General features: G+C 46.9%; 6 protein-coding genes and 1 pseudogene. 6 read left to right on the top strand and 1 reads right to left on the bottom strand.

The window, feature by feature from the left end; all coding sequences use genetic code 11:
- On the bottom strand, window positions 1-4,044 hold a 4,044-nt coding region (locus tag OCV99_RS07680; protein ID WP_262575175.1), incomplete at its 3' end, for a family 43 glycosylhydrolase.
- A 271-nt stretch (window positions 4,045-4,315) separates the two neighbouring features.
- Here OCV99_RS07680 and OCV99_RS07675 point away from each other — a divergent pair.
- The 6 genes and pseudogenes from OCV99_RS07675 to OCV99_RS07650 all read left to right on the top strand — a co-directional run.
- Window positions 4,316-6,901, top strand: a complete 2,586-nt coding sequence (locus OCV99_RS07675) for an S-layer homology domain-containing protein (protein WP_158369507.1) — start codon at window positions 4,316-4,318, stop codon at window positions 6,899-6,901.
- A gap of 54 nt (window positions 6,902-6,955) precedes the next feature.
- Window positions 6,956-9,595, top strand: coding sequence for an S-layer homology domain-containing protein (locus tag OCV99_RS07670; protein WP_262575173.1), 2,640 nt, complete (start codon window positions 6,956-6,958; stop codon window positions 9,593-9,595).
- A 31-nt stretch (window positions 9,596-9,626) separates the two neighbouring features.
- Window positions 9,627-10,937, top strand: coding sequence for an extracellular solute-binding protein (locus tag OCV99_RS07665; protein WP_158369505.1), 1,311 nt, complete (start codon window positions 9,627-9,629; stop codon window positions 10,935-10,937).
- Between the two features lie 27 nt (window positions 10,938-10,964).
- Window positions 10,965-12,743 carry a sensor histidine kinase gene (locus OCV99_RS07660; protein WP_158369504.1) on the top strand — a complete coding sequence of 593 codons (1,779 nt, stop codon included), beginning with the start codon at window positions 10,965-10,967 and terminating at the stop codon, window positions 12,741-12,743.
- Entirely contained in the window at window positions 12,744-14,312 is a 1,569-nt protein-coding gene (locus OCV99_RS07655; RefSeq protein ID WP_158369503.1) for a response regulator transcription factor, read from the top strand.
- An 87-nt stretch (window positions 14,313-14,399) separates the two neighbouring features.
- Window positions 14,400-14,807, top strand: a pseudogene (locus OCV99_RS07650) (sugar transporter); the annotation flags it as partial.
- Window positions 14,808-14,839: the final 32 nt, after the last annotated feature.

Here is a 14,839-nt window from a genome sequence, read left to right as displayed (position 1 = left end):
GTCTTCGCTGTCGACATCATCAAAGATATCGCTAACCGCCTTTGTTGAAACCGTTACCTCAAAGGTTACCGTCTGATCTTCGTAAGTAACTGTAACTTTCTGTGTTCCTGCCTTGGTGTTATCGAAACCAGTTACTGTGCAATCCTTGATGTCGATTTCTTTCTTTGTTCCATCATCGTAAGCCGCTTCGATAACAATTCCGCTCAGATCCAGTTCTTCGCCGACTGTGTATTCCGTTTTCTCAGGAGCAGTTTTTACTGTGATAGACGTAACGGATGGTTCGGATGGTTCTTCTTTTTCCTTTACAGTAATCGTTAAGGAGATGGTCTCGTTCTCTTCTAATAACTCATTTTCATAAGTCATCTTCAGAATCGGAGTACCGTCTGTTGACCAGTGTACACGTTTCAATCTAGCGTGACGGCATGGGTCGTTCAGAGGTTCACTGTTGTAAGTAGATTTGGTTCCATCCCATCCGCATTTTCGGTAATCGTGGCTTGTCGGTCTTGCGTGATATACGAAGATTACATTGCCATCTTTATCTACGGTAAAGGAATTATGTCCGGGTCCTTCTTCACCGTCCACGTCACGGGAAGAGAGAACTGGGTAAGGACTCTTGGTCCATGCACCCTCCGCCAATAAATCAGTTCCGGCCTTTGCTGTCAACATACCAATAGCATACTCAGAACCGGTACTTGCAGCAGAGTAGCACAGGTAGATGTTGCCGTCTTTCTGAAGGACGGTTGCGCCTTCATTTACCGGGATGCCTACATTTTCCCATCCGTATTCCGGCTTTGTAATCATTACGATATCGGAAGTCAGTACCCATGGGGTATCCTCGTCTATTGTTGCCATATACAGGCGAGAGTTTGTATAGGTGTTGGAAGCCCAGATAACATAGGACTTTCCGTTTACTTCGTCTTTAAAATATGTCATATCCAGGCAGAATGAATTGTCAATAGCTCCTGTAAGGCTTCCGCCGGAGTTAGAACCTCTCCGTACCTGATAATCCTTCCACTGTGATGCTTCCGTGGCAGATGTCAGTGCAGTCTCATAAGGATCCAGGTCTCCGTCTAATACAAGTGCGTGGCAGTGGATATCGAAAAGACTGCTATGGCTTTCTGTGAAATGTACAACCCATTTGTCGCCTATGCGGTGGATTTCAGGTGCCCAGATGTAGCGGTAGCCACGATCAACATTTTGCCCCTGAGCATTTTCATAGCCCTGATTGCCGGCTTTCCAGATGGTTACCTGATTGCTTCTGTCCTGAAGTTCTTCCAGTGTTCTTCCTCGTCTCAGAACAACACGGTCGTACTGCTGGCAGCTATCATTTGCGTCAATTTCATCGCCATTTTCCGGGAAATAGGAGCCTGTCATATAGTAGTAACCGGTCTGCTCATCCCAGTAGATCATTGGATCCGCCATACCTTCTACGAACTTGGTGCTGTCATAATACACCGTTCCGGTAGCCGGGTCATAGTTATCCGGGAAGTCAGGATTGTCATTAGCCGGGTCATCTTCCGGAAGTGTGCTTCCATTGAGTTCTTTTAAGTTGTTCAGATACTTGGTCTGTACGACTTTACCAGTTACAGTGTAAGTACCTGCTTTTGAAAGGTCAACATCATCTAAAGCGCCGCTCCAGTCGATGTTGAAATCCTGGGTAGAACCGTCGGTATAGGTTGCGGTTGCGGTTGGGTAGCTCTCAGCCAGATCCTCTTCTGTAAGTGTGTCTCCGGTCTGGATTGTCTTGTCTTCCAGAGCCTCTAATCCGTCATTTACAACAGTTCCCAGTTTGTTTACGATGTAAGTATATTCTTTTTCTGTCAGTTCTACTGCATTTCCGAGAGTCAGGTTGGTATCTGTATCCAGAAGGTTCTCGCCATCCAGTATAAGCTTGAAGGAAGACGAGGTTAATACGCCTGAGGTCTGGGATGCCTTGTCTGTCATGCTCTCATCATAGAACTTAACGCCATCTGTAGATGTAAATTCATGATAACCCTGAGATTTGTCCGCATCGCGGGCGATAACGGTAAAGGTGCCGTTTTCTTTGAATACTTTCGGGTCAGTAAGCCTCTGGGTTCCCATTTTGGAGAAGATCACTGCACCGCCGCTGTTCAATACATCGAAGGTCTTGCCGTCTTTGCTGACTGCCAGGTATACGCTTTGTGCTTCCTGGTCGTTGTATGCTTTGTTTGCATAGAACGGTGTGGTTGTCGTATAGACAGCCAGATAGTAGCCTTCCTCCAGAGAGTCAATATTCGGAATTGATTCTACGGTGATGGTAAGTTCGTTAGAAACGAGACCACCGATGGATGCCGTAATTGTGGTGGTTCCGGCTGCCAGAGCAGTCAGTAAACCATTACGGTCTACCGTTGCAACCTTTTCATCGCTGGACTTCCAGCTTACCATAGATACGCCTGTTGCTCCAGCTGGTTCCAGCGTTGCAGTAAGCTGCATGGTCTTGTCAACATCTACCGTTGTGTCATCGCTGGAAACTACGATTCCGGTTGCAAGCTCAGAAGTAGCTGTCTCGTCGTACAACTGTGATACTTCGCTGGCATTTAAAGCCTTGCCGAAGAAGGAAATATCATCCAGAAGTGCACCTGCGCCAATCCAGTAATTTGCCATGCTGGCACCAAGGCGAATCTGGGTTCTTCCATCGTCAGGAAGAATACTTCCATTACCTGTCAGTTCTGCGAGCATGGTTGCCAGTTCTTCTGTACCGGAGGTTATGGTGTGGCTGATTTTTCGACCATTGCTATAGAAAGCAATTTCGTCTTCCGTTAAGGTCATGGTAACCATTTTCCAGGTGTTTTCTGTACCCAGACCAAGTCCGTTTACATTGTAGTCTGCGAATTTGCCGTCCTGATCAGTTGTGTTCCAGTAAACCATGCTCTGGTTAAAAGCAACGGTTCCGGCTCTGCCTGTCGTAGCAGGAGCAATCTCAAAATCAATCATACAGCGGTTGCCGCCTGCGGCTCCCTGGGTATTTGCCCAGAAGTTCAGAGTGATGCCCTCCACATTCTGTCTCTTAAAAGCATCCTCGAAAGGATTGGTATCAAGCTGTGCGTAGCCGATGTTATTCAGGCCATCATCGCCAGTGCCCTGTCGAACGGTCTGCAGTACCTGACCTCTGTCAGAGTCGGTTGTCAGGGATGGAGCCTGTCCGTTTCCAACTGTTACAAGAGAGATATCTCTGGTGCCGTCGGAGAGAGTAGAAGCATCATCTGCTTTAGCAGTGAAGTCGTCAAAATCATAAGTTGCCAGTGCCTGGTCAGAAACCTTCACATCGTAGCAGTACTTGTATACTTCGGTATCTGTTAAGGTCTGGTCATAAACCTTTACGTCATCGACAGCACCGGCGAATTCAGCATCCCAGTTATTGACAGCGATGTAGATATCCTGATTTTCACCGTCCAGAGCGTAAGCGCCTCTGCTGGTATTGTAGAGTTCGCCATCGATATAAGTTTTAACGGTATTGTCGTTATCGGACTGGGTCAGAGTGATACAATGCCATTCTCCAGCCTTTAAGGTCGGATTATTCAAGGTAATCCAGCGGTAGAATTCAGCTCCCTGGGTACCTTCGCTTGTCCAGACCTTTAATTGGTCGGTGCCGCTTTTATTTCCGGCGATGCTAATCCATTTTTCCGGGTTATGATACCCTAAGAACATCAAGGTTTGGTTCTCGGCAAATGTACCGTCAGCTTTGAACCATGCGGATACCGTGAAGTTCTTGCCGAGATTCTTCTTATTAAGCTGCAGACCGAAATCTCCAAGCTTAATTGCCTTACTGCCTTCGGTACGTCCCTCTACATAGGTAGGGGTGCCGTTATAGCTATTCAGGCCGGTGGTTATTGGTGCAGCTGCATCGTTTTCAGCCATGCTGTTGTTCAGATTATCTTCAAATCTGTATTCAGCAACGGCAACCGGTACGCTGGCTGTGCCGTTTCCCGTATCATCAGTTTCTGCTGCAAGAGAAACTGGTGAAACGGAAGTGAATAGAAGCGCTCCGGTCAGGATACCGGATAAAAGTTTCTTCCATTTCATGTTTTTGTTTCCTCCCTTACTTAAATAATTTGGTTTTGCTGCGCCCATTAATAGGAGCACAACACCCAATTCTATTATACGGTAATTGCCGGGGGCTTTCAACCGAAAAATGGAATATTTTTATATAATATGAATAAATATTCTGGCTTTTTGAACGGAGTTTTTGTGATAAAAATAGTTTCAGGACTTTCCTTTATTAAAATTTGCTGTTATATTATAAAAAGGAAGTTTTTTGGAATTTGGAAAGAGCAAAAGAAGGAAGGAGAAGGCCATGAAGTGTAAAAACAGAACAAGAAGATGGCTAAGACAAATGTTTTCGGGAATGGTAGCGGGATGTCTGACAGCGTCCATGATGTTGACGTCCATACCGGGAATTACAGCTGAGGCAAAGGAAGTGAGCGGACAGGAAGGGATAGAAGTGCAGGAGGAAGAGACGCGCACTTTCGTTCATCCCGGAATGATTCATACAACAGAGAGTTTTGCGGCGATGAAGGAAAATGTGGAGAAGGAAGTCCAGCCCAATCTTGATACCTGGCAGCAGTTGAAGAACAATGGATTCTCAGATCCGGAATGGAACCCCCGTGTGACAGAGACGGTCATCCGCGGCGTAACGGGTGATAATTGTGCGGGTTTTCGGATTGACATCCGCCGGGCATACCAGACGGCTCTGGTTTGGAAGATCAGCGGTGATGAGAAGTACGCAGAGGCGGCATGCAGGATTCTGAACGGATGGTCTTCCGGGATGAAGGAATTGGGCGGGAATGCAGACCGTTTCCTTGCTGCCGGAATCTATGGATATGAGCTTGCGAATGTGGCTGAGATTATGAGAGACCATCCTTCTTTTCATAAGGAAGATATGGAGGAATTGCTGCTGGATGTGTTTTATCCGATGAATGAGGATTTCCTGACGAATCATAATGGGGCGCATATCGGAAATTATTGGGCGAACTGGGATCTGTGCAATATTGCGGCAATGCTGTCTATTGGAATTTTCACAGACCGGGAGGATATTTACAACCGGGCGCTTACCTATTATAAGACCGGACTTGGGAATGGCTCCCTTTACAATGCGATGCCTTATGTATTTGAAGACGGCACGGTACAGTGGCAGGAATCCGGGCGGGATCAGGGACATACAACACTGGGAGTCAGCCTTTGTGAAGTTATTTGCGAGATGGCATGGAATCAGGGCGACGACTTGTATAGTTTATCTGATAACCGATTCTTAAAAGCGACGGAGTATATAGCAAAATATAACAATGGAGAGGAAGTTGCGTATGAACCGTATCAATGGCTGAGCGGACAGAACGGCGCCAGCAATTGGCAGAATGCGGTCAGCGAAGCTAATAGAGGGTTGATTCGTCCGGTGTATTCCATGGTGTATAACCATTACGTGAACCGGATGGGTCTGTCTGCGCCGAATATCAAGAAAATACTGGAGCCGGAAGAGGGGACATACCGGATAGAGACTGAATCGGAAAAGGTAGATGAGCTGGGTTGGCAGACGCTGACCTTTGCCAACACAGGTAAGAGAACCGAAGCGAAGGAGATCCAGGGGGATTTTGCAGATGGAAAATACAGGATCCGTTCGGTGCTGACCGGGAAATCGATTGTCGTAAATGATGAGGGCAATCTGGCGTCAGCGGATGCCGGAACTAGGAAAGATGAGTGGTGGACACTGCAAAATACCGGAGACGGAGAGTATGTGGTTACGAATACGGTGACCGGACAGGCGATGCAGATTAACGGTGATTATTATGATTATGGATCTGTAATTGGTACGGGAAGTCCGGAAGACAGCCTGAACCGGCGGTTTGCATTTGTGAAGAATGATACCGGGGACTACCGGATTATTCCTACGGCCAATTTCTTTGTGCTGGATCTTCAGAGCGCTGGAACGGCGGACGATACGCCGATTATTCAGTACAGGAATCATTCTTCAAACGGGCAGAAATGGATCGTTGAAAGCTGGGATGAAGTGAAAGGCCTGACGGAGCTTAGGGAAGCGATTGCGCAGGCAGTTCCGGCAGACAGAAAGTCAGAGTATACAGAAGAAAGCTGGAGTTTATACGAAGAAGCACTGAACGAGGCAAAGACGGTATATAATAAGGAAGAGCCTTCGCAGGAAGAGGCAGATGCGGCGGTAAAGAAGCTGGCGGAAGCCCAGGGCGCGCTGAAGGAGAAGGAAAAAGAGGAGGAGCCGCAGCCGACGCCGCCGGAACCGTCACAACCGGAGCCATCGCAGCCGTCACAGCCAGAACCATCACAGCCGGAGCCGTCACAGCCGGAACTACCGTTTGTCGATGTTTCTGAAAATGACTGGTACTATTCTACAGTATGCTACAATTATTTTGAAGGATGGATGCAGGGGCTTGACAATACGCATTTCGGGCCTGCAGATCCTCTGGCAAGAGCACAGTTTGCAATGATTCTGTGGAGAATGAGCGGAGGGGAAAAGACAGCATATCAGCCGCTGTTCCCGGATGTCCAGGAGAATGTCTGGTATACGGACGCGATTTTGTGGGCGGCAGGAACGAGGGTTGTAACCGGTTATACAGATACAGGCATGTTCGGACCGGCAGATAAGATCAGTCGTGAACAGATGGCCGTCATGATGTACCGCTATGCGAAGTATCTTGGCTATGACGTCAGCAAGAGGGAAGATTTCAGCCGCTTTGAGGATGCGGCGTCAGTAAGCGGATATGCAGAAGAAGCGATGCAGTGGGCGGTAGCAAACGGAATTATTACCGGGAAGAATAACGGAAGAAGCCTGGATCCGCTTGGCAATGCGGCGCGTGCGGAGTGTGCGGCGATTATCGAGAGATTTATCGCGTTTGAGGAAACGATGACAGATTAGAACATGCGTTGCCGAATTACTGCAGGAATTGTGCGAAATGCAAGGAGGAAAAGAATGATGAAGAAAAGGAAACAGCGTCTGGCGCCGCTTTTTCTGGCAGGTGTCTTGGCGGTTGGAAGCTTATTAATAGGGGGCAGCCTGGAAGCGAAAGCAGCCGGAGCAGACCATCTTGTAAGCACAGCGGATGAAGGTCAGTATCTTGCCGTCAGCGGCGGAAGTACGGCGGAAGATACAGAGCTTATAACATGGACAGGACCGGAAGAGAACCAGAAATGGAATTTTCAGGAGACGTCGGACGGAAGCGGGGAATATTATCTCGTGAACGCCAATAGTAACAAGGTAATTTCCGCACAGGATATGCGGGAAGGCACCCGGCTGGTGCAAAGAAGCACGACGTCCGGTGATGACAGACAGATCTGGAGTTTTATCCGGGTGAAAGAGAATGTATACAGGATAAAGAATAAAGCGACACGTCTCTATCTGACTGCAGATGTAAGCGCAAGTGATTCCAGGATTCTCCAGAAGAACCGGATGGACTCTGCGCTTCAGCAATGGAAGATGAGAGCCGGTACGGAAATACATGCAGTTGCGGATACCACCGATTATGCGGTAAAAATCTGGATTACGGACGGTGTGACGGTTACATCAAGCCAGGGGGCAGCAGTGGAAGGGGGCGGCTCTGTGACATTTACCCTTGCTCCACGTGACGGATACAGGGTAGAAGATATGAAGCTTTTTGTTAACGGCAGGGAGCAGGTTCTTGCGGATGGAGACAATGGTGAGAAGATATGCACGGTGTCCGATATAACGGAAGACCTGACGGCGAAAGCGGAAGCTGATGTTACTTGTCTGGATGGATATGTAACGATTCCCGAGAATGATTATCCCGGAAGAAACCAGTGCCTGTCCCCAAGGGTAGTAGAAGGGCTGGATGGTACTTTATACTGTACATTTGAAAATGGAATTCCATCTGAAATTGTAGAAGGTGAATATAGTTTCCCGATTTACGAAAGTAAGGATAAAGGCGAAACCTGGAAACGAGTGGGAGAGGTTGTGAATGATGATACGGTCCATCCGGATTCTTATTACAAGATTACAAGATACGGAGCGGCAGGGGCGCCAGCGGAGGCAGTGGAAGTGACGGCAGATACGGAAGGAGCGGTTCTTCATCCGTGGAGTCTCCAGTGCTGCCCGCAGTTATTTGTCCTTCCGGAAGATCAGGGAGATTTAAAAGCGGGGACGCTTGTGTGCGCAGGTGTTGCAGTTCCTCTTGAGGATGGTGCGGAGAAGATAGCAGATGCCGGATACGGAGGCCTGTGGGATTCTTCCCTGGACTTCTATTATAGTACGGACGGCGGAAGAAGCTGGGAGTATTTGAGTACGATTGCAGAAGGGGGAGAGAACGGAAGAAATATTATGGGCTATGATCCGGTATGGGAGCCGTTCTTCGTATATCATGAGGGCAATCTGATTTGCTATTATTCCGATGAGACAGATCCGGCTCATAACCAGAAGCTGGTTTATAAGATTACTACAGATGGCGGCAAGACATGGGGAGACGCGGCAGACGTTGTTTCTATGAGTGATTCCAATGCGCGTCCGGGAATGCCTATTGTTACGCAGCTTGAGAATGGTAAGTGGATGTTGGTCTATGAGACAGTCAATATGACCAATCCGATTAAGACAGGTATTAAGATTGCAGATGACCCATATAACTGGAATCCGACAGATGCAGGTACGATGCTTCCGGGAATCAATGGTACGTATGGAGGTTCTCCATATGTGTATACGCTGCAGGATGGCAGAGTCGTGGTGGGGACAGGCTCTCTTTCGGAAGTATTTGTCAACACAGAAAATGACGGCACGGGCGAGTGGGTGGCAAAAGAAACAGGAGCGCCTGCCGGATATAACCGGTGCTTCCTCCAGCTTTCGACCGGTGAATTTTTCATCAGCGGAACCGAAGGGGGCGGATTTGCCACTCAGAATAATAAGATTTTTGTGAAAAGAGTGTGGGAGGAAGAGCTGCCCGGAAGCAGCAAGCCGGGCGAACCGGATGAACCGGACGAACCTGAGAAGCCAGACGAACCGGATGAGCCAGATGAACCGCACGAACCGGATGAGCCGGAAAGAAAGGATGTAAGAGACGTGTTTTTAGATGTAAACGATGGAGATTGGTATGTGGATTATGTACAGTATGTATACGATAAGGGAATTATGACCGGGATGAATCCAACACAGTTTGCACCGGCCGAAAGCCTGTGCCGGGCGCAGTTTGCCGTTATCCTGTATCGTATGGAGGGATGCCCGGAGACGGAGTATGCGAAGAAGTATCCAGATGTTGCGGACGGAGAGTTTTACACAGATGCGGTAATGTGGGCAAGCGAGAATAAAATCGTAACCGGATTTACAGATACGGGACTGTTCAAACCGGCAGATCCGATTTCCCGTGAGCAGATGGCGGCTATGATGTACCGGTATGCAAGATATAAAGAAGCAGAGGATATAGAGGTGAAGGGCGACCTTACGAGGTTCCCGGACAGGCAGAGTATCAGTGATTATGCAAAAGAAGCGGTGGAATGGTCCGTCGGCACGGGCATGATTTCCGGTATGGGAACCGATGGAATGCTGGCGCCGCAGGGAACAGCGAACCGTGCAGAATGCGCGGCGGTTATTCAGAGATATATGGAGCGATAGAATTTGATTTTTGACGGAGGAGGGAAGAGTGATGAGAAGAATCATTCCATACAGGTTAGCTGTACTGGCGGCAGCTATGGCAGTATTACTGACGGCGTGCGGTGTTAAATCGACAGAAGTCACTACCTCCTCTGATGAGAAGATTATTACATACTGGAATATCGGAACAGAGGGAGCTGACAAAGAAGTTTTTCAGTATGCGGTGGATGAATATAATAAAAATACGGAATCCGGCTACACTGTCGAAAGTATTTCCGAGCAGAATGATAATTATAAGGAGAAATTAATCGTGGCAATGAGTTCCGGCGAATGCCCGGATATGTATACAAGCTGGTCTGGCGGACCGATGATAGAGTATATTGAAGCCGGATTTGCGCAGCCGCTGGACGAATTGTATGAGAAGTACGGTTTGAAGGAAAAGTATATGGATGCCGCCCTTGCACAGGCAACTTACGATGGAAAGTTATATGCAGTGCCCGTTTATAATGTGTCGCTTGCGGGGATTTTCTACAATAAAGAAATTTTTGAAAGATATAATCTCGAAGTCCCGTCTACAGTCTCTGAATTGGAGGCGGTATGTGACAGGCTGCTGGAAGAAGGAATCATTCCCTTTGCGCTTGCGAACGCCCCGAAGTGGACCGGGTCTATGTATTACCAGTGCCTGGCGACAAGATACGGAGGACTGGAACCTTTCCGGAAGGCCGCCATGGGAGAAGGTTCTTTTGAAGACGAATGCTTCCGGTATGCGGGTGAGAAGATTCAGGAATGGGCGGCGAAAGGATATTTCCCGGAAGGGACGAATTCTCTGAGTGAGGATGACGGACAGGCAAAGCAGTTGATGTATCAGGAGGAGGCGGGGATGCTTCTTGGCGGTTCCTGGTACATTGGAACTTTTGCTTCTGACAGTCCGGAATTCTATGAGAAGGTCGGCTGGTTCTCCTTTCCTGCGGTAGAAGACTCAGATGCGGATCCATCCATCCAGATTGGAACCATAGGAGATCAGTTTATTTCGTTTAACTGTGAAGGAGAAAAATTAGAAGAAGCATTTCGCTGTGCCACGTATTATACGACAGATGGAGCAAAGGAATTAATGGTGGATGTAGGGAAGATTCCGCCGACAACGGATGCGTCAGAGCTGATTACAGATGGGCTGACAAGACAGATACTGGAAGCGGCAGCCGGGGCGTCGTCTGTTCAGTTGTGGTACGACCAGTATCTTCCGTCTTCAGTAGCTCAGATACATCTTACTACCTGCCAGAAACTGTTTGATTTTACCATAACACCAGAAGAAGCGAGCAGGCAGTTTGAGCAGTCGATGGAAAACTATCTTGCAGGGCAATAGAGAAAGAACAGAGTGTGAGGTTGGGATATGGAATTAAAAGGGAGGATGAATACCTGGAATTTAAAGAAAAAGATGAGTTTTTTTCTGACACTGACGAGTGTAATGACTTCCGTTATTATCTTAAGTGTTTCTACGTTGTCCGCAGTTCATTACATGACGGAGCAGTCGAAGGAGATGACGCGTACACAATTGGAAACACTTGCCTCGAATTATGACAAGACTCTGGAGCAGTATCAAAGCCTGGCGATAGCGCTTGTAATTGAAGAAAGCGTGCAGGAGTATTGTAAGAGTGCCGAATCCTCAGGAGAAGAATATGAGAGAGAGGCGGGGGAGGTATATGATTACCTTCTGAATATGCTGAATGTACAGAGTAATATGAATTTTGCAGTTGTGGAAAAATATAATAAAAATAAATACGTTTATAAAGGAAACAGCAGTGTGGTGGACGCCAGGTTTGAGCTGGTGTATCAGGAAGATTACGAAGAAAGCGTTCCGGCAAAGCAGGAAAGTAAAGTCCACATGAGCTTCAGCAACCGGTATTTTCGTGATGGAAAATACACGTTGACTATATATCACCCAATCTATTCTGCAACTTCTATAGAAGAGGCGAGAGGAATGCTGATCATGAATTTGAATGACAGTCTGATTGAGCAGCTCCATTTGGAGAAAGAGAAGGAAGCAGATAATGAGATGTTCTTGATGGATTGTAATGGAAAGATTGTCTCTGTTGCGAATCAGGAGAGGATTGGCAAGAGAGTTACGTACCAGGAACAGATGCAGGGAGACTCCGGAAGCTTTCAAAAGAATGGTGTGCTGATTAATTATCAAAAAGTTGGAAAATGGAATTATTATCTTGTAAATGAAATCTCTGTTTTTGAATTATATAAAGGTAATATGAAGGTTGCGGCTGTGCTGGTATTTGTAATTGTCGGGATGACTGTCTTATCTATTTTCTTGCTGCGGAAAATGATGAAGGCGTTCTATGAGCCGCTTGACAGGGTAGTCGTTGCAATGGACGATGTGTCCGAGGGACGGCTTGACAAAAGAATCAATCAGAGCAGTATGGATGAAGACAGCAGAAAGCTTGCAGAAGGATTTAACACGATGATGGATGAGATTGACGGATTGATGGAACAGGTGAAGGTTGAGCAGCATCAGATTGAGCAGATACGGTTCAATGCGTTGCAGTCCCAGATTAAACCGCACTTTCTCTATAATACACTGGAATGTATTCACTGGCAGGCGCTGGCGGATGGGAATAAAGAAATCTGTACTATGGTGAAGGCGCTTGCGCAGTATTACCGCATCGTCCTGAGCCGTGGGAAGGAAATTATACCGTTAAAGCAGGAACTGGAGCATATTCGTTCCTATCTGGTTATCCAGAATATGAGGTATGATAATATCATTGAGCTGGAAGACCGGATACCGGAGGAATTCCATTCGCTGCTGATTCCGAAAATGACGCTTCAGCCGTTGATTGAGAATGCCATTTATCATGGCATCCGGATAAAAGAAGGAGAAAAGGGAGTGGTTACCCTCCGCATACACAGAGAGAATCAGGATGTTTATCTGCAGGTGTGCGACAGTGGGAGCGGAATGAGTCAGGAGAAGATTGATGAGATGAATCAGTCCATTTCCCGGCATGATGAGACCTTTGGGTATGGAGTGCGTAATGTAAATAAGAGAATTGAACTTCTGTTTGGCAAAGAGTACGGGCTTCGTTTCTTTAAGAATGAATTTGGCGGCGTGACGGTGGAAATTCATCTTCCAATAGAGGGAAAAACGGAAGATAAGGGGGTTATTTAGATGTATAAGCTGTTGGTGGTCGACGACGAGAAAATGATTCGGATGGGAATCAAAAATGGAATTGACTGGAAAGAAGTCGGGATTGATGAAGTTTTTACTGCGGCTTCGGCGAGGGAAGCGCTGGAAGTGATTGAGAAAGAGCATCCGCAGATTATGCTTACCGATATCAGTATGACGGAGATGACCGGGCTGGATCTGATTGACCGGATCAGAAATGAGAAAAAAGATAAAGAAATGCGGATTCTTGTTCTTACCGGATATGACCGTTTTGATTATGCCCGGCAATGCCTGCGACTGCGGGTGCAGAATTTTCTTCTGAAACCGATTGATGAGGAAGAGTTAAAGAAAAGTGTGTCTGAACAGGTGGAAGCGCTGAAAGCAATTCGGATGCAGCAGGAGATGAACCGCAGGAAACTGCGGACAGAAGGAACCAGAAAGCAGATGGAGATGGAGCAGTTTATGAGGGATCTGGTTCACCAGAGGATTACTGCTGACAGTGCGAAAAGTTACCCTGAGGAATTGGTAAATGAAAGAGAACGCGCAGCGGAGGTTGTGATTCTGATTCCGGAAGTATACGTGGGTAAAGATTCGGAACAGGATTTTCATAAACTGACAGTCAAAAGTATCTGTATGGATATGATAGACGCCAGAAGGGCAGGAATTACATTTTTTGACGACGACGGCAAGATTGTTCTTATATTTTTCGTTTCCGACACGGGGAAAAATGTAGCGGAGAAAGTCGAAGAACTTACTGAAATATTGAAAACAGAGTGTGATATCAAGCCTCGCGCTGTGGTGGGAAGCCAGGTGCAAGGTCTGGATAGTCTGTATGTATCCTACAATGATGCGCTGCGCCTGATGGAGCAGGAGAGAAAAGGATTTCGCAAGATTGTGAGAAGCTCTTCCGAGCAGGACAGAGAACAGATTATCCAGGACATATACAGGGAATTTAAGCAGGCGATGATTGCCGATATTGCAGACGGCGAACGGGTCATGCATGTTTATGAGAAATTTGAAAGGGCGGTGCAGACTTATAATCTTTCGGCGCTTCAGGTACAGCGGTGGTGTGTGGAGCTTGCAGCAGGCATATTCTTCTCCTATATGTTGGAGACGGGAGAGATGGCCGATAACAGGCTGGAAGCATTTATGAAGTCGCTGATCGGAGCGGGGCGGGAAGAAGTGCTGGAGATAACCGGTACATTTATCCGTAAGTTGATTTTCAAAGAAGAGAATAATCAGCATGAGATTATTGCAAATGCAAGGCGCTATATTGACGAGCATATTGAGGAGAATCTGTCGGTTGCTAACCTGGCGGATCGATTCTATGTATCGCCAAATTATTTTTCTAGTCTTTTTAAAAGAGAAATGAAAGAAGGCTGCAGTGAATACATTATTAAGAAAAGAATTGAAAAATCCAAATATCTGCTGGAGACAACAACGATGAAAGCCGGTAAGATTGCGGTGATGGTGGGGTATAATGACACGAATTACTTTTCTCTTGCCTTTAAAAAGCATACCGGAATGTCGCCGATTCGATACCGGGAGAAAATGCATAGAAAACACCTATAAATATATGCTGAAAATCAATTGGAATTCCTTTTTTTAAATGGCTATACTGAAAGATAGATAAATGACCAGTAAGAGGAGGTAATTGGTATGTCCATTACAGCGGAAACCGCAAAAGCACACGCGAAAGACCCGGCAGTATTATGCTGCAGAGCAGAAGCAGGAATTACAATTGAACCGGCAAACCTGGAGGATCCGGCAATTTTTGATGAATTAGTAGATTCAGGACTTTTGTCACTGGACGGATGCCTTACGATTGAACAGGTGCTTGGGGCAAAGCTTACGAAGACCAGCGATTCTCTGTGTCCATTGACCGTAGATAATGTGGACGGAATCAAAGAAGTGTCAGAAGAAGAGGAAGCGGAAGCTCCTGCAGAGGAAGAAGAAGCTCCGGCAGCGCCGGCTGTCAATGTAGAAGGCGCGGCTATGAAAGTTGCGCATGGAAAGGTTGTTATTTCCATCAAAGAAGGTAAAGATATCTATCTTGAACTTCCGGTTTAAAGAAGCCAAAAAAGAAAATCAGAAAGCAT

This window comes from Dorea acetigenes, assembly GCF_025567385.1.
In the GTDB taxonomy this organism is placed as follows: domain Bacteria; phylum Bacillota; class Clostridia; order Lachnospirales; family Lachnospiraceae; genus Claveliimonas; species Claveliimonas acetigenes.
Note: the sequence above shows the minus strand (reverse complement) of the source record. Positions and strands in the feature narration are given on the sequence as shown.

What these genes read in the sequence shown, in the direction of transcription:
- OCV99_RS07675 (WP_158369507.1), top strand. Translation starts at nt 4,316, where the DNA reads ATGAAGTGTAAAAACAGAACAAGAAGATGGCTAAGACAAATGTTTTCG.
- OCV99_RS07670 (WP_262575173.1), top strand. Translation starts at nt 6,956, where the DNA reads ATGATGAAGAAAAGGAAACAGCGTCTGGCGCCGCTTTTTCTGGCAGGT.
- OCV99_RS07660 (WP_158369504.1), top strand. Translation starts at nt 10,965, where the DNA reads ATGGAATTAAAAGGGAGGATGAATACCTGGAATTTAAAGAAAAAGATG.
- OCV99_RS07655 (WP_158369503.1), top strand. Translation starts at nt 12,744, where the DNA reads ATGTATAAGCTGTTGGTGGTCGACGACGAGAAAATGATTCGGATGGGA.
- OCV99_RS07665 (WP_158369505.1), top strand. Translation starts at nt 9,627, where the DNA reads ATGAGAAGAATCATTCCATACAGGTTAGCTGTACTGGCGGCAGCTATG.